Below are 22,716 nucleotides of genomic sequence, written 5' to 3' on the forward strand. Positions count from 1 at the left end.
TCTCACTGCTGAGCAAGTTGGGTTATAGACGCGACCCGCCGTTTTTTTTAAACTCATGACAACAACTAAATAAAAAATATGAGGCTTTAGGCACTCAATGACAAAACCACATCCACTTTTAGCGATTTTGATGTTCCTCTACACACTACTCGCAGTAGCAGCCCTTTGGCGCACCTTTACCACTCAAGCTTTCGATCTATTAACGCTGGGGGTGTTTCCAGTACTTTACGGCCTTTTTATGCGCCGATTTTGGGCAGGGGTAGTGCTAAAGATCTATCTGACAATTCAAACTGTTGCTCTACTCGCATTGGCGACTGCTGCCGTTATCGCTTACCAGATCACTCCGGAAGACGTCAAAGTCATCGTTAATGGGCAGAATATCCCTATCGGCGCCATTGTAGTGGTAGCACTTATTGCGATGACCTTTCAGTTCTGGGTCGCATTTAGCCCCAAGACTCGTCACTACTTAAAGCCAGAAGACGTCGCCTCATAAGCATTTACGGGCAACCGCTCTCCTTTACGTTTGCCCTGCTTCATTAGCGCCAAACTTTATTATAGAAATACAATTAAATCGGTACCTTAATTTATGCGCCACTTACAGCCAAGCGAACTATCAATCTTGCTGGTCGAGCCGTCTGATACTCAAAGAAAAATCATTAGTCAGCGCCTTCAAAGCGAAGGGGTTAAACAGATCCAAGCCGCCACCAACCTTGCTCAGGCGTTGCAGATCATCAATCGCCACCAGCCCGACCTTGTTGCCAGTGCTATGCACTTTGAAGATGGCACCGCTTTGGAGTTGCTGCAACAGATCAAGTCATCGCAGCATTTTAGTGACATTCAATTTATGCTGGTATCTAGCGAGTGTCGCCGCGAACAACTTGAGGACTATCGTCAATCCGGTGTTGTCGCAATATTGCCTAAACCTTTTACCGCGGAACACTTAGGCAAGGCATTAAATGCCACTATCGACTTTCTTAGCCATGATGAATTAGATTTGACCCACTTTGATGTACAGGATTTACGTGTACTAGTAGTCGATGATAGCAAGATGGCACGTAACGTCATTAAACGCACCATTACCAATCTCGGCTTAAGACTTATCACCGAGGCGCAAGATGGCCAAGAAGCCATTGAACTGATGCAACAACAGATGTTTGACTTAGTGATCACCGACTACAACATGCCAAGTGTCGATGGTTTAGCGCTGACTCAGTTTATTCGTAACGATAGCCAACAATCCCATATTCCTATCTTAATGGTGTCTTCCGAAGCCAATGAAACCCATTTAAATAACGTTTCTCAGGCCGGAGTCAATGCGCTGTGCGATAAACCTTTTGAGCCAAATACCGTGAAACAGATCCTTTATCAGCTGTTAGAAGAGTAAAAAACTGAGAAATCGCCCCTGTTTTTGACTTTAATGCCTATTTCATAGGGTTAAAGCGCTTTTAAAATGCAGAGGCTTGTGGCATGTTACATAATGCTACTAACAAATAAATCTACGGAAAGAAGAGACTATTCAAATGAATAAGACTGAACTTGTTGCAAAAATGGCTGAATCTGCAGAACTAACTAAAGCTGAAGCCGCTCGCGCCTTAAAATCTTTTGAAGAGACAGTTGCAGAAGCAATGAAGAATGGAGATAAAATCTCTATCGTTGGTTTTGGCTCTTTCGAAACTACGCAGCGTGCAGCGCGTACAGGTCGTAACCCACAGACTGGTAAAGAAATCCAGATCCCTGCGGCTACCGTACCTAAGTTCAAAGCAGGTAAGACGCTTAAAGATAGCGTTAACTAAATCACTGTTTCCGCAGTTAATAACTAAACCTCCCTTAGGAGGTTTTTTTATATCTATAATTTATAGAACTAGTCTCTTCCCTCTGCCCTATCACAGTGCTTGCTGCCCTAGTATGAATCATTCCTGCTTTACCTCTAAGACCAAAAACACCTAAGCAACTGTTTTAATTCTATTAATATTTTGGCTTAGAGTTTGCTAATCCTAATACGAATCAAAAACACAATAATGTTTCTGTAAAGGGGAATAGAATGAACAAGCTACTCATAAACAGCACCGCAATCCTGATTACATCGCTAGTCGGTGCATCAGCACAAGCCAGTGTTGAGGCTAATATCGGCGCGACCTCCAACTACCTATGGCGTGGTATCACCCAAACTAATGATGCTGTAGCAGTTCAAGGAGGGATAGACTATAGCCACGAATCAGGTTTCTATGCGGGGACTTGGGCTTCTAATGTCGACTTTGGCGATGACACAAGCTACGAGATTGATTTCTATACCGGCTTTGCAGGAAGCATTGGCGCAGAGTTCGAATATGACATCAGCTACCTCTATTACGCCTACCCAGATGCAAGCGGTAGCATAGACCTAGGTGAAGTCAGTGCGGCAATTAGCTGGAAATGGATAGCTGTCAGTTACTCTCACCTAGTAAACGCTGGGAGTGACGTGACGACAGAGCCCCTAGATAATACCGATATGGGTTACTTGCAAACTACTGTCACTTACCCCCTCTCTAACACCCTATCTATTGCAGTCCACTATGGCTACTCCAGCGGCGATGTCGTCAGCGCTTGGTACGATGAAGACAGCTATGCCGATTACTCGTTATCCCTGAGTAAAGACACTGATTTTGGTAGTATCACCTTTACTGTCAGTGATACAGATCTTAAAAATGACGATGCTAAAGTTTTACTCGGATATAACTACAGTTTTGAGCTATAACTGACTGTTAAAAAGGCTATTTACTCTATTATTTAGGATAAATAGCCTTTTTAGTCGATAAGTCATTTTGGTTGCTAATTTTCAACAAGCAACTAATAAATAGCTATTTTTATAAATAATGAGCTAAAAATGTAATTTTGTTACATTGATCGCATATTTTTAAATCACACCCTGCTAAATTCCAAATTAAGCACTCACTAATAAGGTTTAATCAAGTAAGCCAACGAGTGCAGACGTTGTTTAGTTATTAACCATATGGTATCGACAGCATTTCCTTTTAACGCTAAGCAAGCGATTCGGAACAATGGATACCTAGCTAAGAGGAATTCGTGATGGCTCAGACTATTGACTTTGTGCCCAACGATGCAGAGATGGAGGCGTATACAACGCCTAAGAATCAACAAGCCGCTGACGAGTTAGCGCACAAGAAAGAGGTGAAAAAGCGCCTCGAAGCTTACCTTGAAATGGCGCAATTAAAGCGTGATTTAAGCGAAGACGATTTTTGGGCATAAGCCCAACATAGAATCGAATAAGAAAAGCTCCTGATTAAATATCAGGAGCTTTTTTAGTTTATAGCCACGGACTATAACAATGATTATGGTTATCCGTTCTTCTGCGATTCCAGGTCTGTCTGGCGCTTCTTCAAGAAATACTCTCGCGTCAAGGCAAATACCACAGGGCTCAGTAGTGCCAAGGCGATAAGGTTAGGAATTGCCATCATCGCATTGAGCGTGTCTGCCAATAACCAAATAAACTCCAGCGAACTCACAGCACCGAGCGGCACCACAATTGTCCAGAGGATCCTGAATGGCTTAATGGCTTTAATACCAAACAAGAATTGCACGCACTTCTCACAGTAAAAGCTCCAACCCAAGATAGTGGTAAAGGCGAACACCGTCAGAGCGATTGCCACCACATAGTTACCGAGGGGGAAGGCATGAGAAAAGGCAAATGAAGTCAATGCCGCACCATTCTCGCCCGACGTCCAAGCGCCCGAGACGATAATAGCCAAACCTGTGATACTACAAACAATCAAGGTATCAATAAAGGTACCTAGCATAGCTACTAGACCTTGAGCCACCGGGTTATTGGTCTGCGCTGCCGCATGGGCAATAGGTGCACTACCTAGACCCGCTTCGTTAGAGAACACACCACGAGCCACACCAAATCGAATCGCAGCCCAGACCGCTGCACCAGCAAAGCCGCCTTGGGCTGCAACCGGATTAAATGCGCTATGTAAAATGAGTTCGATAGCCGCAGGGATCTCTGAGGCGTACACAACCAGAACTGCCACACCCGCTGCAATATAAAAAACTGTCATCATAGGCACGAGCTTGCCAGCAACATCGGCAATGCGTTTAATACCGCCCATAAGCACAGCACCAACCAGCACCATAAGTACCACACCGGTCACCCAGTTTGGCACCCCAAAATTACTGCTCAGAGCATCGGCAACCGAGTTAGCCTGAACCGTATTACCAATACCAAAACCGGCAAGGGAACCAAACAATGCAAAGGCGGTACCCAGCCAAGCCCATTTAGCGCCCAAACCATTTTTGATGTAATACATTGGACCACCTACGTGGTTACCATTGTCATCCACTTCGCGATACTTAACTGCGAGTACCGCCTCAGCAAACTTAGTCGCCATACCTACCAGCGCCGTACACCACATCCAAAACAGTGCACCAGGACCACCGATAAAAATTGCGGTCGCAACGCCGGCAATATTACCGGTACCAATGGTGGCCGACAGTGATGTCATCAAGGCATTAAAAGGGCTAATTTCGCCCTTCATGTTTTTATCTTTGTCAGGAATGCGCCCAGACCACAGTAGTTTAAAGCCTGTTCCCAGTTTTAAGATCGGCATCAAACGCAAACCTACGGTCAAGAATAACCCGACCCCCAGAATCATAACCAACATGGGTGTCCCCCAGACCACACCATTGATCATGCCTATAAAATTCGTAATAGCTTCCATTCAAACCTCGTCGATACAGAGAATTTATCGTTATTATTTATATTTATGCTTATTTATCGTCATGTATTTAGGGCTTTTTGATCTTCCATTTGAATAGCAAGATCAAAAGGTCCTAAAAGTTGAGGTCTATCTTTTTAGATATTAGCGCACTCAAACTTTCAAACAGAGTACAACGAATTGTTAACCTTTGGAAAGGCTAGAAAACAAACTAAAACGGACATATGAAAAGTTGTCATAACGTTTTACAACGCCATGACAACTATGAATATTGCTAGTGAGGCCTATCGCAGCGACTTATAGCGCTTGCAATTAATCTGCAGAAGTACGAGCTTATTTAAACGAGATAGTTAATCGAGACAGTAGAACGAGATAGTTAAACGAGATAGTTAAACGAACTTATTTAAACGACATAGTGGAACGGGATAATAAAAGTCACAAACAATATGGCTGCCGAAATAAACAAGTCGAAAGCAGACAACCCTGCCTCTTGATAGACCCAACCAAGAGGCAACATTGCTACATAGAAGCGATTAACTTTGAGTTCGAGCTAATTTAAACGACTATAGTTGAACGAGATAACAAAAGTAACAAACAGCATGGCTACATAGAAGCGATCAACTTTGAGTTCGAGGTAATTTGAATGAGATAACAAAGGTCACAAACAACATGGCAGCCGAAATAAACAAACAAGCCGCAAGCCCTGCCTCTTGATATACCCAGCCTGAAAGTACAGTACCGAGTAAGCGCCCCATAGCATTGGCCATATAATAGAAGCCAATATCCAGTGATACGCCATCCTCTCCGGCGTAACTGACAATCAAATAACTATGCAATGAAGAGTTTATGGCAAACACGGCACCAAAAATCATCAAGCCTACAATCAAGGCCAATTGTGGCGCGATCCAGCCAGTAAACATCACCACGCCCAAGATTGCGGTCACCAATGTCAGTAAGCCGACCCAAAGCGTGGCAACCTTGCCATCGGGTGCACGCTTTCTTGCGGTAAAAGAAGGCGCCATAGACTGAACCATGCCATAGGCAATAACCCAAATAGCCAAAAATGCCCCGACACTGCTATGTTCCCAGCCCATTTGGCTGGCAAGAAACACTGGAAGTGCAATCACAAACCACACATCTCGGGCTGCAAACAAAAACAACCGCGCAGCAGAGAGGATGTTAACGCTATCACTCTTAGAAAAGATCTCTGTAAACTTAGGTTTAGTTTTAGCTTTACCTAGGTCAGCTTTCAAACTCACAAGACTGCCAAGCCAAACAATCAGTAACATTGCAGCCATTATTGCCACTGCGCCAGTAAAGCCTGCAACAGACAGCAACAGGCCACCTAAGAAGAATCCAGCCCCTTTTAGCGCATTCTTAGAGCCCGTTAATATGGCTACCCAGCGAAAAAGTTTATCTTCGGCGTCTTTCGGCACTAAGGTTTTAATTGCACTCTTGGCACTCATCTTATTCAGATCTTTAGCGATCCCCGACAACGCCTGTGCCGCCATCACCCAGGGGACCGTTAGCATAGCCGCTGGCAGCAAAAGCATCGAAAGAGCCACTATCTGCAAACCTAGACCAATATTCATGGTGCGATTGAGCCCTAGCCTTGCGCCGAGCCAGCCGCCGACAAGGTTAGTGACAACACCGAAAATTTCATAAAACAGGAACAGCATGGCAATCGCCAACGGTGTATAACCTAAATCATAAAAGTGCAGCACCACCAGCATGCGCAAGGCGCCGTCAGTGAGCGTGAATGCCCAGTAGTTACCCGTTACCAGCAGATATTGCTTAACACTTTCAGGCAAAGAACGATATTTTGCTAACACGGCTTACCACCTTAAACCCCAGAATTAATAAAAAGAGCTAAATGCCCTCTCAAATAGGACACCAGTAACAATCAACTACTGCTTACGCTATCAGGCAATGAACGAAGTTTTATTAGCACGATCAAACCACCTTAAAAAAGGACCTAGGATGCGAGGACGTGGCTGTGCCACTACTAGAACGCTGCGCTGCTAGGAAAGCAAAGTCAAAAGCTATAACAGCAGACAGACTCAGTCTTTAACCGTCTCAGCTTTCCCGACTTTAACCGTCCCAGCTTGCATAGTCTTAGCTTGATGGGCTAAAGCCCAACAAACAGTCAATCTACTCTCTTTTCCGTAAGCGAAGCGTTCCGTGAGTGAACCTGCGAACGTTCCGTAAGGCCACAGGCCACTCATCTCAGCTTTTCCGGCTTTTCCTAGGATCTGCTGATGCTAGGAAAGCAAAGTCAAAAGCTATAACAGCAGACAGGCTCAGTCTTTAACCGTCTCAGCTTTTCCGGCTTTTCCGGCTTTTCCGGCTTTTCCGGCTTTTCCGGCTTTTCCTAGAACCTAGAAGCGAAGCGTCCTGCCTTTCCTAGGTCCTGCTTTTCCCTTGTATTTAAACCTGATCCAACTTACCAACCATAATGGCTAATTCAGCGGTGCGATTGGCATAACCCCATTCGTTGTCGTACCACACGTAAAGTTTCACTTGGGTACCATTAACCACCATGGTTGATGGCGCATCTATAATGCTCGAGCGCGGGTCAGTTTTATAATCCACAGAGACTAATGGACGCTCCTCATAACCAAGAATACCTTTCAGCTCGCCCTCGGCTGCTGCTTTTAGCAGGCTGTTCACTTCGGCTTCGGTAGTTTCGCGATTTAGCTCAAACACACAATCGGTAATCGAGGCGTTAGCCAATGGCACGCGAACTGCGTGGCCATTTAACTTTCCTTTTAGCTCAGGGAAGATATGCGTAATCGCCGTTGCACTGCCCGTTGTTGTAGGAATAAGACTTAAACCACAGGCACGTGCGCGGCGTAGATCTTTATGGGGCGCATCTAAGATAGTCTGGGTGTTGGTAATATCATGAATGGTAGTCATAGACCCATGCTTAATACCTATTTTTTCATGGATCACTTTAACAACTGGTGCCAAACAGTTAGTGGTACAAGAAGCTGCCGTAACGATTGGATGAAGTTCTTTGTCATAAAGGTCATGGTTAACCCCCATAACGATATTGAGCACGCCTTCTTCTTTCACTGGCGCTGTAACCACAACACGTTTTACGCCTTGGTCTAAATACGCTTGTAACAATGCTTTAGTCTTCATCACGCCAGAGGCTTCAATCACCACGTCACAATCTGACCAATCCGTATCGGCAATCGCTTTATTACGCGTAGTGGCAATGCGGCTTGCACCAATCAAGATATTATCGCCGTCTGCCGTTGCTTCCTCTGACCAACGACCATGAATTGAATCGAACGTCAGCAAGTGAGCCAATGTTGCCGCATCGCCGGCTGGATCGTTGATCTGTACAAATTCCACATCGCCATTGTGCCATGCCGATCTTAGCGCTAAACGCCCCATTCTACCGAAGCCGTTGATACCTATTTTGATTGTCATAGTCGTCTCTTAATCTGTTTTGAGTTTAAGTTAACTGTTGTTGCTTACATCTACCTTGTGCAACTAAGAATACATACATCACGTTACACGGCTAATACTGCAAATATTACGCTTAATGCTTACATTATTAGCCACCTTAATGACTACTGCTTAACTGCTTGCTTCATCTTCAGCAAACAGATGGCGACTGCGGTTAGCGATCGCCACTAACGACAGCATAACCGGCACTTCAACCAAGACTCCGACTACAGTGGCTAATGCCGCTCCTGAGTGTAAGCCAAATAGTGAAATAGCTACTGCAACCGCCAATTCAAAGAAGTTTGATGTCGCAATCATACAAGCTGGCGCCGCCACTTTATGAGTAAGCTTCATCTTTTTAGCCGCATAAAATGCAATAAAGAAAATACCGTAAGTTTGGATCAATAACGGAATCGCAATCAGGGCTATATTTTGTGGCTCAGCAATAATGGTTTCTGCCTGAAAGCCAAATAGCAGCACCACAGTGGCAAGCAGTCCCACCATAGACCAAGGCTTCAGCTTAGCCACAAATGCATTTACCTGACTATCGTCGCCTTTTTTCTGCAGCATATAGCGGGTGATAACACCTGCAATCAATGGCAATACCACATATAAGCCGACTGATGATAACAAGGTCGCCCATGGCACCTGAATATCACTCACGCCCAATAGCAATGCTGTGATTGGTGCAAATGCCACAACCATGATTAAATCATTTACCGAGACCTGTACTAAGGTGTAATTCGGATCGCCCTTAGTCAGCTGGCTCCAGACGAAAACCATAGCAGTACAAGGTGCTACGCCCAGTAAAATCATACCCGCAATGTATTCACTCGCCGTTTGTGGGTCGACAAAATCAACAAAGAACACCTTAAAGAATAGCCAGCCTAATGCAGCCATAGTGAAGGGCTTAATCAACCAATTAATCACTAATGTCAGTACTAACCCTTTTGGGCTTTTACCCACATCTTTCACGGCTGAGAAATCGATTTGCACCATCATTGGGTAAATCATCACCCAAATCAGTACCGCAATGACAAAATTTACATGGGCATATTCAAGCCCAGCTATCACTGTAAATGTGTCTGGCGCTAAGTTACCCAGAAACACACCAGCTAGAATAGCCAGACCAACCCAAACACTTAAATAACGTTCAAAAATACCCATTGTATGTAGCCTAATATGATTAAAAATAGTCAAACAAGATGCCGATTAGCAGCAGACTTTAGTCCGTTCTGGACGAGAGCCCATCTGTAGAAGCTTATTTAGGTTATCGGCAATCATCTCCCCCTGCTCTTTTGCCAGAGTCAGTAAGATCTCATTTGCCCACACTGGTAACTCGGGGTTAATACGATAAAAAACCCATTGCCCCTGACGTCTATCCACTAACAAACCAAGCTTACGCAGCTGCGCCAAATGACGAGAGATCTTAGGTTGGATCTCATCAAGTGCGGTCATTAACTCACAAACACACAGTTCTGACTCAGCCTGAATAAGCAGTAGGCTGCGGAGCCTCGTATCATCAGCTAGCGCCTTAAAAAAAGTTAAAGGTGTCATCATCATCTCTCGATAAACTTAATATTTACTGGACACAGAATATATGAAAAATAATATATATGTTTTTTCATATATTCAAGTAGCTTTATTGTTTTCAGATAAAAATAGGTAAATGTTGAACCCTTGAATAAAAATACTGCTAAGTTATCTATATGATTTAGATGAGATTGGCGTAGCCCAGCAAGGAACAACTTCGTCATGCAGAAGCTAAAAATAATTTTCATGGTGACCTTGATGCTCTTGATGATGCTCGTCACGGGCTGCGCTAACTTTCGTCATCTAGCGAAAGAAGTCGATATGCTCAACCGTGTCTATGTCGAATACCAAGTCACAATTGAGTCGCAGCATGAGACTGAATCTTTTGTCTTGGTGCAATTACAAAGCCTAGATGCCGACACCATTGATGGCTATGAAGTGGTGATAGGTAATCAGCACATTACTGTAACGGGCGACACTAAGAGCCAGTATCTTTTTACGTTTAACGACACCAATAACGATCTACGATTTCAAGTCGGTGAAGCATTCTCAATTAACCTGTTACCCGAGGACACCAGTAACCCTCTGCTTCTGTATCTGAGCAATTCCCAAGACAACTATCCGCAAGCCTTAGTCGATAAGCCATTGAACAACTTAGTCAATGTGAACTTCAGCCCTGCTAAGATAGGTGAGCCTGCCGACCTAGATTTTCCGCAGTTTGATAGAGAAATAGCTGAACTCGGCATGTGGAAACCCATAACCCACCTCAAGCAAGGCAACAGCGGCATTTTCTTTATCGATGATTTCGATCCAAACAAGATCCCAGTACTTTTTATTCATGGTATGAACGGTACTGCACGGGATTTTGCGCCACTTATCGCCAAACTAGATAGGCAAAAGTACCAGGTTTGGGTCATGAACTATCCGAGCGGTTTGTCTATCGAGCTATTAGCAAATGGGCTCAATAGCCTGATAAAGATCATCGACTATCGTTATGACGTTAAGACTTTTCACATAGTCGCACACAGCATGGGAGGACTGGTCACTCAGGCCTATTTAAATTTGTGCCGCAATCAGCTTGGCTGTGATGATATTGCCAGCTTTAGCTCTATATCGACGCCATTTGCGGGCGTTGATTCGGCGCAAAGTGGTGTCGATTATGCCCCAGTTGTTATGCCAGCGTGGCGTAATCTAGCGCCAAACAGTGACTTTATTAACACGCTATTTATTGATAGCTCCTCTGAGCCACTTGCAAAGAATCGAGATGACCTCACCCGCCCACCACACCAGCTTATTTTTGGTTATAAAGTCAGTGGTATTATCAATAAGAAGAGCAGTGACGGAGTGATAAGCCTTGATAGCCAACTAAGAGACACGGCACAACAGCAGGCCGAACGCATATATGGCTTCAATGAAGACCATGTCAGTATTTTAAGTAACGATAACTTAGCTAAAGTGCTACATCAGTTTTGGCTAACAGCAGAGAAACAGCATGCCGCTAGATAAAGCTGGCGAGCAACAAAAAAGGCTTCCCCAAGGAAGCCTTTAAAATATTCAACAAATGGCTTAGTTACCGGCGATCTTCATCTTATCCATTAAGATCCCGCCAGTGCGGATCGATGAACGTAAATCGCGATCTTTAGCAACGCCAACGATATTCTGGTACATATCCTTAAGGTTGCCGGCGATGGTGATCTCTTCCACTGGATATAAGATCACTCCGTTTTCGACGTAGAAGCCCGCAGCACCACGAGAGTAATCACCCGTGACCGTATTCACGCCTTGGCCCATCACTTCTGTGACTATAAGCCCTGTGCCCATCTCTTTGACCAATTGATCGAAAGTTTGGCCGGTAGTCGATAGGGTCCAGTTGTAGATCCCACCTGCGTGCCCCGTATTGGCAATACCTAACTTGCGTGCTGAGTAGCTTGTCGTTAGGTAAGTGGCCAAACGGCCGTTATCGATAATATTGCGCGACTGGGTGGCTACGCCTTCGCTGTCGTAAGCTGCACTTGCTAATGCACCAACCAACAGTGGATCTTCATCAATGCTGAACCAATCTGGGAAGACTTGCGTGTCGATCGCGTCAAGTAAGAAGCTCGACTTACGGTATAAACTACCACCGCTAATTGCACCAACTAAGTGACCGATTAAACCTGTAGCAATCTCAGGAGAAAACAACACAGGCAGTTGTGTGGTAGCTATTTTACGTCCACCTAATCGACCCGCGGTTTTCTCTGCCGCTTTACGGCCAATCATCTCTGGTGCCAGCATTTCATCAAACTTACGCGCTACCGTGTAATCGTAATCGCGCTGCATACCGCCTTCATGCTCACCAATCGCCACACAACTTAAGCTATAGCGAGAACTGCAAAAACCATGGAGGAAGCCGTGGCTATTACCATATACCTTAACGCTTGAATGGGCGTTAGCACTAGCACCATCAGAAATTTGTACCCGCTTATCAGTATCTAGTGCTGCTTCTTCAGCAAGTACAGCTAAACGCGTCAATTCATCAGGCGAGATATCTTGTGGATGGTACAGATCAAGATCTGGGAACTGTGTCGCCATCAACGACTTGTCAGCCAAACCATTAAATTCATCTGCAGAAGTAAAACGCGCAATATCGTTAGCCGCTTTAACAGCTTGCTCAATAGCAGCTTTACTCAAATCTGAAGTTGACGAACTACCTTTACAGCCATCTCTAAAGACTGTAATGCCCAATGCGCCATCTTTATTAAATTCAACGGTTTCAACTTCTTTCATACGAGTCGAAACAGACAGGCCTTGCTGCTTACTAATCGCAACTTCGGCACCAGAAGTGCCTAATGTTTTTGCATATTCCAGCGCCATAGAAACGGCATCTTTCAAGGAATCTAATTCAATATCAATGCTATGTGAAGACACAGATCTACTCTTTATTTGTCGGCAATAGCGCTAGCATAACAAACCCAAATACCAATCACATTAAATAATCCCTCTACAACAGGCACAATCGCGACGACAAGCAATAAACAAATCATCGCTTTGGCCTACGCAACGACTAAAATAGGAAAGGAAATAAGCAAGTATAGATGTTATTATTAGCTCAGAATTTGTAAGAGATTTTTAGATATGAAGATTGTCGGTGACTCAGAACACTTCCACCAGCCCTATGACAAAGATGAGAACTACGAAAGTAGAGCGGACGCTAAACGCGAAATCGCAATCTATCAAGAATATGGCAATAGATTAGTTGCACTTAGTAAGACTCAAGTACAGAAGCTAAATCTTGATGAAACGCTTTATGATAATGTTTTGAAAGCTAAAACTATCAAAATTAATACTGAAGCGCACCGTCGTCACATTCAGTACATTGGTAAACTAATGCGTTATGTTGATCTCGAAGAGTTAGAAGTAGCGATTAAGAACGTGCTGAACCAAAACAGCAACGAAAGTGCTAAAACCAATGTGGCTGACAAGACCCGCGATCAGCTATTAGCTGAAGGTGATTCGGCAGTACAAGCCTTAATTGAGCAGCACCCTGAATTTGATAGACAAAAACTTCGTCAGTACATTCGTCAGACAAAAAAAGAGCTAACGAAAAACCCTGATATTGAAGCGTCAAAGACAGCTAAAGAATTAAGTAAATATTTACGTAACGAGATCAAAGATTAATCGTTACATATGTAGACATCACTTCTATATAACTACACAATAGCTCCCAAAGTCATAACACGGCTTTGGGAGCTTTTTTATGGGTCTTTCCAGGCTTAATACGCAAGCGCCCCATCCTAAACTTACAGTTAAATTTGTAGCACAAAGGAATATGCAAATGCGCCTGCCCTCAAAACTGGCTAGCCTCCCCCTATCTTTATTCTGTCTTTCTTTACTCGGTGGCTGTAATGGCGCATCGGATGACAATGGTGATACCGACAACGGCGGAACCTACACCCTCTCATTAAGTTATAAAACCGTTGAAAATGGTGCCTGCGCTGAGCCAACAGACTCACTCAGCTTTGCTGCCAATGGCAGTTTTTGCGCCGTTGCCCATTTAAAGCAAGACAACAGCAACCGTAGCGGCCAGCTCATCACTTTCTCAGCAACGATTGGTGAGCTTTCTGTTGCAACCAAGCTCACCAACGCCAATGGCCTCGCTGAAGTAATTATCAGCAACCCTACTGGTGCAGAGGGAGCAGGAGCCTTAACAGCAAGTTTCGCCGAAGGTGAAAGCAATACTAATGCCGTCAAGAATTTTGAATTCACTTCAGCAACAGCCCCCTCTGAACCTAAGTTCACTTTAAACAGTGCCATCATCAACGGTGCTGACGTGGTAACTCAGTTCAAAGCCGATGAAACTGTGCAGCTACAAGCTCAATTTTTAGATGAGCAGGGCCAAGGCATAGCTGGCAAGATGGCGAGCTTCACGGCGGGTAGTGCAAACTTAAACCCTGGCTCTGCACTGACCAAAGCAAACGGTATTGCGCAGGTTAGCTATACGCCTACTGATAGCGATCTTGGCGCGGCTAACTTCTCAGTGACCTTAGAAGATAATGGTAAAATCTACCAAAGCTCTGGTCTCTACGAAGTGCTAGCAAAAGATGCCGTCAGTGAAGATGGTATTATAGTTATTGGTCATTTCTCTGCTGATGGCAGCACTTTTACCGAGAATGAACTGGCGACAACCTTACCTTTAGAGGCAGATAAGTACACCGTCAGTGCGGGCGGTACTTTCGGTGTGACTGCCGATTTAGCCATTAAGAATGATGATGGCAGCTACACCCGCTTACAAACCCCAACTAGCGTAAACTTCAGCTCTAGTTGTGTATCAAGCAATAGCGCCAACATCGACTCACCAGTGACCACACTGTCAGGTACTGCTAGCTCAACTTTCCAAAACACTAGCTGCAGTGGCAATAGCTTGCGTGATGATCAAATCATCGCTTCTGTAGTGGCGGGGAACCAGACGTTATCGGCAACACTCGATTTTGCACTGGCGAGCCAGACGTTAGCCAACTTAAGCTTTATCTCTGCAGAACCTACTTCTATTCGCATTAAAGGGGCTGGCGGCACAGGTTCAAGCGAGTCATCGCTTATCACCTTTAAGGTTGCCGATGCCAATGGCCAACCTATCGCTCAGCAAGATGTAGATTTTTCCCTCGATACAGCTGTAGGCGGGATCAAGTTTGCCAATGACGACACCAGTAGCAGCAACACCAGTAACTCAGCCGGTCTTGTGAGTGCAACCGTGCTTTCAGGAACTGTACCTACCCCGGTGCGAGTGTTAGCCACCGCAACAGCTGATAATGAGTCTGTCACTAGTCAATCTGAGCAGCTCACCATAAATACAGGTTTGCCACAGCAGTTAGGTTTTGGCTTATCGAGCAGCCTATTTAACCCTGAAGCCGGTGACTTTAATAACGTTAAGGCGACTATCACTGCTTTTGCTTCAGACAGCTTTGGTAACCCAGCTCCTAATGACACTACGATTAACTTTACTGCCGAAGGTGGCCAAATTGAGCCTAGCTGCTTAATCGTCGATGGCAGTTGCAGTGTTGAATGGAGCTCTACTACGCCACGTCCAACCGATCACCGCATTACAGTGCTCGCTTATGCTCTAGGACATGAGACGTTTTTTGATACTAATGGCAATAATGTATTTGATGCCAAAGATGGCGGTGCGATTGCACTTGCCTGTGTCGATAGCAAGGGCTCTGCGGTAGCTTGTAAAGGTAATGGTTTTGACCGAGAAACCTATCATGAGAGTGGCTTTAGCGACCTTGGCGATGCGTTTAGAGATAATAATGAAAATGGCGTACATGACTCAGGTGAGCCCTATTTCAATACCAAGCCTGATCAACCATATAGTGCAGCAGATGGCTTCTTTAACGGCCCTCAATGCGAAAGTCTTTGCGATTCACAAGCAACTAAGACCTATATCCGTAAAGCTCTAGTAATGACAATGTCGGGTTCTGATGCTTATTTTGAAATAACTCAGAATGATGTGGTTATTTTCACTGAGTTGAACCCAGATGGCACGGTTGATACCAATAAACCACGCAATAACATTACCACGAGCCCCATTGCTGCAGGTGACACAGCCACATTTGAAATACGTTTCTTTGATAAGAAAAATCAAATTATGCCCGCGCAAACCACACTAGCCACAACAGCAAGCGAAGGTGAGCTTGATGCATCCCCCTTTACTGTGCCTAATCGTAATGGCAGAGACGGCTCAGTAACAAGCTTTACCCTCACCAATGACATAGACCCGGCAAGTGTTGGCGAGCCAGCTAAAAGCAGCTCGATATCTATTGATGTTACAACGCCAAAGTCAGTCGAATCAGGCATTGGCTTTATGGTTGAGCTAAGCGGCACATAAACCTGCAACTTATCTCAACATGAAGTAAAAAGCCCGCAGTAACTAAAGTTACTGCGGGCTTTTTAGTCATCACGAGTTCATCTGATTCTATCGCCTAATAGCAATTTAATTCGATGAGTCTTACAGTCCAATGAAGATCAGCTTGGTATTGAGGGAGCAAGTATCTGCAGCATGGATGCTGCGGTTAAGCCCTCATGGATGAGTTCACGGCGTCTTGCTAAATCAAATTAAGTCAAATTAAGTCAAATCAAGATGAGCCGTTAATTAAGCTGTCGGCTTTAATCGCTTTGATACACCCCAATACGCTAAGCTGAAGTAAACAGCGGCCATCACCCATAGTTGCACCCACTGGGGCATAATGCTCTGCCAAGGAGCGCCCATTTGATTTAACTCCAGCATCGCCATAATGCCAGGCACTGCAGGCACGACTTGTGAAATGGCGACCACAGCATCGGGAATAAGCGCCGTCGGCCACACAAAGCCAGACACAAACAGAATTGGCATAGAGATCAGCAGCAAAACCTGGGTGGGCAAATCGCGGCGGGTAAACAAGCTACTAAAGGCAATACCAGCAGCACAGGTTGCAAGTAAAAATGGCAACATTAACAACCAAACCTGGCCTAAACTGGCTTGCAGACTAACGTCATACCAATAGTAACAATAACCCACGTAATAACTGCTAAGCAGACTGTAGATAAACATAAAGGCTGCCATACGCCCACATATTAACTTAAGTGGGCTAACGCTATGCCAATAACCTTCGGCTCGCCATTGACTAGCCCCGAGTATACCGGTGCCAATAAGCAAGGTTTGATGCAAAATCAGCAGGAATAGTCCCGGCACCACATAAGGCGTATAACCTAAGCTTGGGTTGAAGGCTGGAATGCTATTGAGCTTAACCACGTTAAGGCTTTGCTTAACTGCCGTCGCGTTTTCTCCCTTAGCCAATAAGCCTATACGCTGAATATCCTTGCCTACGTCTAAACCTGCCGAAATAAGCCCCTCTACAACCGCTGAGTAAATCAAGAAGTAGCTGGCATCGCCGCCATAACTTAGGGTCACTCCCGAGCCGAGTAATAAGTCTCGTCTAAAGTTAGCAGGAATAACCAGTAAACCGTGAGCACGCCCAGTCTCAATCCAATGCTTGGCTTCATCCATGGAGCCAAGCTGTGCAATCACCTTAATTTTAGGACTAGCTTCGGCATCGCGAATAAGTTTTCGACTGAGTGAAGAGTGGTCATGATCAATCACCACTACCAGCTGCTCGGTGGGCACTTGATTAAGATAGGGCAGCGGGTAAAGAATCGAATAAAACAGTACCCCGCCAAACACGGTAATGACGATTGTCTTATCCGCCAAAACGGCTTTGATTTCAGACCAGATTAACTGTAGCAAACTCATCTTATTGCTCTCCTACCACAGCGCTTGGTTTACCCGCCTCTTTTAGCGGAAACTCCTTCTTTGCTAAAAGCGTGATTGGAATTAACAGCAACAAAAATCCCCAGTAACCAGTCATTTGGCTTAGGCTAGCAAGCAGTCCTTGGCCATAGCTGACAACCGCTATATGGGTTTCAATATAATGACTGGTCGGCATAATGACTCGCCACCACTGAGCGGCAACAGGCATCTCATGCACAGGGAAAGTCACCCCCATAAAGGCAAATGCAGGGGCAAACATAGCGGTACAAAAACTTATCACTCTCGCGCTATCTTTTAAGGCAAAGAAGATGGTGAGCACCATCAACCAAACGGCCAATAACATCACGGTTTGAGCCAACAAGATCACTGCTATGCTACCTGCGATGGGAAGCTCAAGAAACAGATAAATAAGCGCTAAAATAAAGCCACCATGGAGCAATACCAGCGGAGTATAAAATAACACCTTAGCTGCAATCACTTTCCACAACCCAAGCTCATACCACTGTTGAGTGGTATTCCAGCGCAGTTCCCGATTAAGGCTATTAGCAAATACCATCATGGCTAAAAGCTGCAATAGCGCAATCAACACCGGAGGCACTAAGAAGCCCACATAATTAGTATTACGATTAAATAGCGCCGTTGTTTGGCTACTGACCGGACTTAGGTTAACTGCAACCCGCTCTGGCATAACCCCAGAGGCAAGCAGTTTTAGCTCTCCAAGCGGTTTAAGGCCATCGGCCATAGTGGCCAATAGCTGGCTTGATAATAGCTTACCCACCAGCAGGAATTGACTGTTATAACGGATATCAATAATTGGCGTTTTAGCAGTCAGCAAATCGCGGTTAAGGCCATAAGGCAAGACCAGCAAGGCATACACTTCTCCTTGCTTCATTGCCGCTTCTGCACTTGAAAGCTCGCTATAACTTACAGGTTTAGTCACTGGGTTAGCTTGTAATTGACGTGCCAAAGATCGGCTCACTTGGCTGTTATCCAGATCCACTACTGCGACAGGTAGCTGCCTTGGCAAGCCTGCACTGAACAGCAACCATAAGCCAATAATACTCAGCAGTGGAATATAACTGATTAACGCCAACTGCCAGGGATCATCTTGCAGGGCGATGAATTCTCTTTTAAGCGCTTTTATCAAAGCCTTAACCTCATATCACTTAAAGCGTGAACAGGATCGACATCCCCACTCTTAAGTCTGCTATGGTTTCATTCGGACGCAGCTCCACTTCAAATGTACGCATATCGAAGTCATGACCGCTCTCAGTCGAACGCCACGTCGCAAAATCGCCCATCACAGCAATATTGGTGACTTTGAATTCAACTTCACGCTCTAGAGCAGGAATGGTCAACTTGAGCACATCACCTTGCTTAAACTGCTTTAACAGATCTTCACGCACTTGGAACACAGCCCAAGCATCACTCATGTCGATCAAACTGACCACAGGGAAGCCACTTGGTGCCAACTCACCCGCTTGCAGTAGTACTTCGCTTATTTCACCTGTTTTAGGTGAGCGCATTTGGCTATCCGCAAGAATCGCTGAAACTTCGTTAACCGCGCCTTCGGCCATACGCGCATTACCCGCTGCGGCAGCCTTAGTTTCAACACGTGCACCTTCATCAGCCATCTGGTACATAGCCAGTGCAGCTTGCTCGGTATACTTGGCTGCTTGCCATTGAGTAAAGGCTTCATCACGCTTTTGCCTAGCGAGCACGCCTTCGTTAAACAACACCTCTAAACGCTCATAAGTGGTTCGATATAACTTGGCAGCTGCTTGCGCCTTTAACCACTCTTCTTTTGCTGCTGCAATTTGCTGCTTTCGAGCACCGTTATCAGCCTCTTTTTGCATTGCAACTGCTGCATCACGTCCGCCCTCAGCTTGCATCAATTTCGCTTTGAGCTCTGGGCTGTTAATAGCGAAAAGCAGATCCCCCTCATTAACCTTGTCACCACGTCTAACAAGCACTTCCTCTACGCGTCCAGGTACTTTAGACGAGACGTTATATTCACGCGCTTCAATTTGCCCTTGCAGTAACTGCGGCTTAGGCGTGTAAGCTAGGATTAGGCCATATACTAAGGCACCAACTAATATGATTAATGCCGCTGCGGCTAAAATACGGTTAGTACGCATTAGTTTCCCCTTGCTTAATACTTCTTCCAATAAATTCATCTAGCTGACCACTGATGGCCATGAGTCTTGCGTATGCTTGTACATAGCGATATTGTGCGCCTAATTGCTGCGTCTCAACCGCATTAAGCTTGAGCTCCGCATCCACCTTTTCGATTGAGGTCGACAATCCTTGCTTAAACGCAATATCTCGCAAACGTTTGTTCTCTTCAGCTAAGCTCAAAGAAGTATTGAGTGACAACACCTCCTCTTGAGCTTGCAGCATCTGCCGATAACTTTGATCGAGCAGTAAGTTCAGATCTTGTTGAGTTTGTGCTTTGGTGTATCTGGCTTGTAGTAACGCACTTTGCGCCGCTTCGACCTTGCCACTGCGACCATCTCGGCTAAGTAACGGCATAGTAAAGCCAACCCCTAGCATCCAATCAGGTTCGATTTGGGCAAACAGGCTGTCATCTTCATACAAGGTGTAATTACCGTAGAGGAATACCGTTGGCAGGTAGCTACCCTTTTCAACGTCCACTAAACCTTGAGCTTGGGCTTCTTTTGCCTCAAGCAGTTTTAATGCAGGGTGTTGCTTCATCGTGAGCTGGGATAACTGCGGTAATGAGGGAGAGCTATTTAGCATAAATAGCGGCGATGTGGTGTTCACTTCTCTTTCATGTAACATACGTGATAGAGCAATCATCGCCATTTCAGATTGACGTTTCGCGCTACCATAACTAACGCGAGCATTTTCTAATACCACTTGAGCGTTGAGACGCTCTACTTTAGCGATTTGCCCTTGCTGTTCCAGTTTTTGTGCATGGGAGGCGTGTAAGGTCAGTGAATCAACCAGCTCAGCCTGAGTATTCACCAGTGCTTGGGTGACTTCAACCGCGTAATAGCGATCGACTAACTGCAGAAATAGCTCGCGAGTTGTCAGCTTAAGTTCTTGCTCTTTCTCGGCAACTTCAGCCTCATGGATCCCTTGAGCCGCCGAAATTTTGCCGCCGGTGTAGATAGGCCACATAGCTTGTAAACTAGAGCGGAAAATATCTTGCTCAGTGAAAGGTGTCACAAACAAGGAGCCAGGGATCCCGGCCAGTGCTCCGCCAAGCGCTGGTGGCAAAGTAGCGGGATCAAGTGAGGCTAAAGGATTGAGATCGCGCAGATCCAACTCAATTGGTTTTTCTAAGCGAGTGTAGCTACCGGTCAAGTTAATCGACGGTAGATTCATATCTTCACCGGCTTCGCGTTCAGCTTCTGCGCGGTTAACTTCTTGAGCCCCCGCTTGCAATTTATCGCTGACTTTGGTCAGCTGCTGCCATGCCTCGTCAAACGCCATCGTTTTAGCTTGGGCCGTTATCGGCAATGTAAGTAAAATCGCACACAGCAAACGTTTCATTAGCACCTCTAGAGCTTTTACTCTAATTCCATTGGTAAATACTATCATTGCTATATGTAGCAAGCTAGGATTTAGACGGAACTCCTATCGCTAAATCCTAGACTATATTAATTTTTTTGCTTTACACCGCTCAATATAGAGTATGAACGGGTTTGCTAAAAAGCACTCGCAAGTAAAGCGAGTACTTAAGCTGTCAGCAATTAAGCCGTACCGCCAACGGTTAACTTATCCAGCTTCAAAGTTGGCTGACCAACACCCACTGGCACGCTTTGACCATCTTTACCACAAACTCCCACGCCCTTATCCAGCGCTAGATCATTACCGACCATAGAGATCTGGCTCATCGACTCTGGACCATTGCCAATCAGGGTTGCGCCCTTAATCGGCTGAGTGATCTCGCCATTTTCGATTAAGTAGGCTTCTGACGCAGAGAACACAAACTTACCCGAAGTAATATCGACCTGACCGCCGCCAAAGTTAGGTGCGTACACACCTTTTTTAACCGATTTAATGATCTCTGCAGGATCAGACTCACCCGCTTCCATATAGGTATTGGTCATACGCGGCATTGGAAGGTGAGCATAAGACTCACGACGACCATTACCTGTAGACTGCTGACCCATCAAGCGTGCATTGAGCTTGTCTTGCATATAACCTTTCAAGATACCGTTTTCGATCAATACCGTCTTCTGTGTTGGTACACCTTCATCATCGATAGATAATGAACCACGGCGATTAGCTATGGTGCCATCGTCAACTACGGTCACTAACTCTGACGCCACCTGCTGACCGACTTTGCCACTAAAAGCACTGCTACCTTTACGGTTGAAGTCACCTTCTAGGCCGTGACCTACAGCTTCGTGTAGTAGCACACCAGGCCAACCAGCACCGAGTACCACTGGCATTTCGCCTGCTGGCGCATCGATAGCTTGTAAATTCACTTGTGCTTGACGCACTGCTTCACGGGCGAAGGCAAAGCAATATGGCAAACCATCGTCGCCGTCTTCTATCAACACGCTGTAATCGTGACGTCCGCCGCCACCTGAAGCACCGCGTTCACGCTTGCCATCTTCTTCTAAAATCACGCTACAGTTAAAACGTACTAACGGACGAATATCTGCCGCTAAAGTCCCGTCACTCGCTGCAACTAAAATCTCTTCATGGACACCAGACAGGCTCACTACAACCTGAATAATGCGGCTGTCTAGGCTACGAATATACACATCGGCCTGCTTAAGCAGTTCAATTTTCTTCACCTCTTCCATCGCGGCAATAGGATCTGAACTAATATAGAGCGCCTTGCTCTGTTGCTGCTTCCAAGCATTAACTTTACCTTCACCACCAACAAGGGCAATACCACGCGCCGCTGTCGCCGCAGCCTCTAGTGCCGCAGGGGTAATTTCGTCAGCGTAAGCAAAACCGGTTTTCTCACCAGTAATGGCGCGAACACCCACGCCACGTTCAATATGAAAACTACCGTCTTTAACGATGCCATCTTCTAGTACCCAAGATTCATGACGGCTGCCTTGAAAATAAAGGTCTGAGAAGTCAATTTGATGCTTATGGATACGCTTTAAATAGCTTTGTAGATCATCTATTGCTAGCCCATCTTGCAATAAGCTCTGTCCAACTTGAGTTAAAAATGGCATCTCTTCTCTCTTCATATTGATTCGATAATACATTTCGGTAAACCGAGTCTCACTCTGTGAGTCTCAA

Annotated in this window: 19 protein-coding genes; 8 read left to right on the plus strand and 11 right to left on the minus strand. The window is 45.4% G+C overall.

Annotated features, from left to right (window positions below):
* The first annotated feature begins 97 nt into the window (after positions 1–97).
* From K5Q73_RS04680 to K5Q73_RS04700, 5 genes are all read left to right on the plus strand, one after another.
* Complete coding sequence (locus K5Q73_RS04680; RefSeq protein ID WP_220761969.1) at positions 98–493, plus strand: hypothetical protein; 396 nt, start codon at positions 98–100, stop codon at positions 491–493.
* 93 nt (positions 494–586) lie between these two features.
* Positions 587–1,384 carry a response regulator gene (locus tag K5Q73_RS04685; protein ID WP_220761970.1) on the plus strand — a complete coding sequence of 266 codons (798 nt, stop codon included), beginning with the start codon at positions 587–589 and terminating at the stop codon, positions 1,382–1,384.
* A gap of 136 nt (positions 1,385–1,520) precedes the next feature.
* Positions 1,521–1,793: an HU family DNA-binding protein gene (locus tag K5Q73_RS04690; protein WP_012156924.1), complete on the plus strand. Its 273-nt coding sequence runs from the start codon at positions 1,521–1,523 to the stop codon at positions 1,791–1,793.
* 248 nt (positions 1,794–2,041) lie between these two features.
* Positions 2,042–2,734 (plus strand): TorF family putative porin, encoded by a 693-nt coding sequence (locus K5Q73_RS04695; RefSeq protein ID WP_220761971.1) that lies wholly within the window; start codon positions 2,042–2,044, stop codon positions 2,732–2,734.
* 332 nt (positions 2,735–3,066) lie between these two features.
* Positions 3,067–3,246 carry a PA3496 family putative envelope integrity protein gene (locus K5Q73_RS04700; protein ID WP_220761972.1) on the plus strand — a complete coding sequence of 60 codons (180 nt, stop codon included), beginning with the start codon at positions 3,067–3,069 and terminating at the stop codon, positions 3,244–3,246.
* 89 nt (positions 3,247–3,335) lie between these two features.
* Here K5Q73_RS04700 and K5Q73_RS04705 read toward each other — a convergent pair whose 3' ends face one another.
* The 5 genes from K5Q73_RS04705 to K5Q73_RS04725 all read right to left on the minus strand — a co-directional run bounded on the left by K5Q73_RS04705 (position 3,336) and on the right by K5Q73_RS04725 (position 9,725).
* Positions 3,336–4,715 carry a sodium:alanine symporter family protein gene (locus K5Q73_RS04705; protein WP_220761973.1) on the minus strand — a complete coding sequence of 460 codons (1,380 nt, stop codon included), beginning with the start codon at positions 4,713–4,715 and terminating at the stop codon, positions 3,336–3,338.
* 614 nt (positions 4,716–5,329) lie between these two features.
* Positions 5,330–6,544, minus strand: a complete 1,215-nt coding sequence (gene arsJ, locus K5Q73_RS04710; protein ID WP_220761974.1) for an organoarsenical effux MFS transporter ArsJ — start codon at positions 6,542–6,544, stop codon at positions 5,330–5,332.
* A 595-nt stretch (positions 6,545–7,139) separates the two neighbouring features.
* On the minus strand, positions 7,140–8,150 hold the full coding sequence (locus K5Q73_RS04715; RefSeq protein ID WP_220761975.1) for an ArsJ-associated glyceraldehyde-3-phosphate dehydrogenase: 1,011 nt from the start codon (positions 8,148–8,150) through the stop codon (positions 7,140–7,142).
* Positions 8,151–8,300: 150 nt separating this feature from the next.
* Positions 8,301–9,335, minus strand: a complete 1,035-nt coding sequence (gene arsB / locus K5Q73_RS04720) for an ACR3 family arsenite efflux transporter (RefSeq protein WP_220761976.1) — start codon at positions 9,333–9,335, stop codon at positions 8,301–8,303.
* 45 nt (positions 9,336–9,380) lie between these two features.
* Entirely contained in the window at positions 9,381–9,725 is a 345-nt protein-coding gene (locus K5Q73_RS04725) for a metalloregulator ArsR/SmtB family transcription factor (protein ID WP_220761977.1), read from the minus strand.
* Positions 9,726–9,923: 198 nt separating this feature from the next.
* Here K5Q73_RS04725 and K5Q73_RS04730 point away from each other — a divergent pair, with 198 nt between their 5' ends.
* Positions 9,924–11,207: an alpha/beta fold hydrolase gene (locus tag K5Q73_RS04730; RefSeq protein ID WP_259650768.1), complete on the plus strand. Its 1,284-nt coding sequence runs from the start codon at positions 9,924–9,926 to the stop codon at positions 11,205–11,207.
* 60 nt (positions 11,208–11,267) lie between these two features.
* On the opposite strand, the gene pmbA is transcribed toward K5Q73_RS04730, so the two are convergent.
* Complete coding sequence (gene pmbA, locus K5Q73_RS04735) at positions 11,268–12,608, minus strand: metalloprotease PmbA (protein WP_220761978.1); 1,341 nt, start codon at positions 12,606–12,608, stop codon at positions 11,268–11,270.
* Positions 12,609–12,815: 207 nt separating this feature from the next.
* Between pmbA and yjgA the strand changes: the two genes are divergently transcribed.
* A complete protein-coding gene (gene yjgA / locus K5Q73_RS04740) occupies positions 12,816–13,358 on the plus strand; it encodes a ribosome biogenesis factor YjgA (RefSeq protein ID WP_220761979.1) in 543 nt (180 codons plus the stop codon).
* A gap of 157 nt (positions 13,359–13,515) precedes the next feature.
* Positions 13,516–16,062: an Ig-like domain-containing protein gene (locus K5Q73_RS04745; protein ID WP_220761980.1), complete on the plus strand. Its 2,547-nt coding sequence runs from the start codon at positions 13,516–13,518 to the stop codon at positions 16,060–16,062.
* A 264-nt stretch (positions 16,063–16,326) separates the two neighbouring features.
* Here K5Q73_RS04745 and K5Q73_RS04750 read toward each other — a convergent pair whose 3' ends face one another.
* From K5Q73_RS04750 to tldD, 5 genes are all read right to left on the minus strand, one after another.
* Positions 16,327–17,463 (minus strand): ABC transporter permease, encoded by a 1,137-nt coding sequence (locus K5Q73_RS04750; protein ID WP_220761981.1) that lies wholly within the window; start codon positions 17,461–17,463, stop codon positions 16,327–16,329.
* 1 nt (position 17,464) lies between these two features.
* Positions 17,465–18,628: an ABC transporter permease gene (locus K5Q73_RS04755; RefSeq protein ID WP_220761982.1), complete on the minus strand. Its 1,164-nt coding sequence runs from the start codon at positions 18,626–18,628 to the stop codon at positions 17,465–17,467.
* Positions 18,629–18,647: 19 nt separating this feature from the next.
* The gene (locus K5Q73_RS04760; RefSeq protein WP_220761983.1) at positions 18,648–19,619 is read right to left on the minus strand and encodes an HlyD family secretion protein; all 972 of its coding nucleotides are present in this window, start codon (positions 19,617–19,619) and stop codon (positions 18,648–18,650) included.
* Positions 19,609–21,000, minus strand: coding sequence for a TolC family protein (locus K5Q73_RS04765; RefSeq protein ID WP_259650769.1), 1,392 nt, complete (start codon positions 20,998–21,000; stop codon positions 19,609–19,611). Before K5Q73_RS04765 ends, K5Q73_RS04760 begins: the two co-directional genes overlap by 11 nt.
* A 200-nt stretch (positions 21,001–21,200) precedes the next feature.
* Positions 21,201–22,649 carry a metalloprotease TldD gene (tldD, locus tag K5Q73_RS04770; RefSeq protein ID WP_220761985.1) on the minus strand — a complete coding sequence of 483 codons (1,449 nt, stop codon included), beginning with the start codon at positions 22,647–22,649 and terminating at the stop codon, positions 21,201–21,203.
* Positions 22,650–22,716 lie beyond the last annotated feature (67 nt).

The organism is Shewanella sp. MBTL60-112-B2, assembly GCF_019655055.1.
Taxonomy (GTDB): domain Bacteria; phylum Pseudomonadota; class Gammaproteobacteria; order Enterobacterales; family Shewanellaceae; genus Shewanella.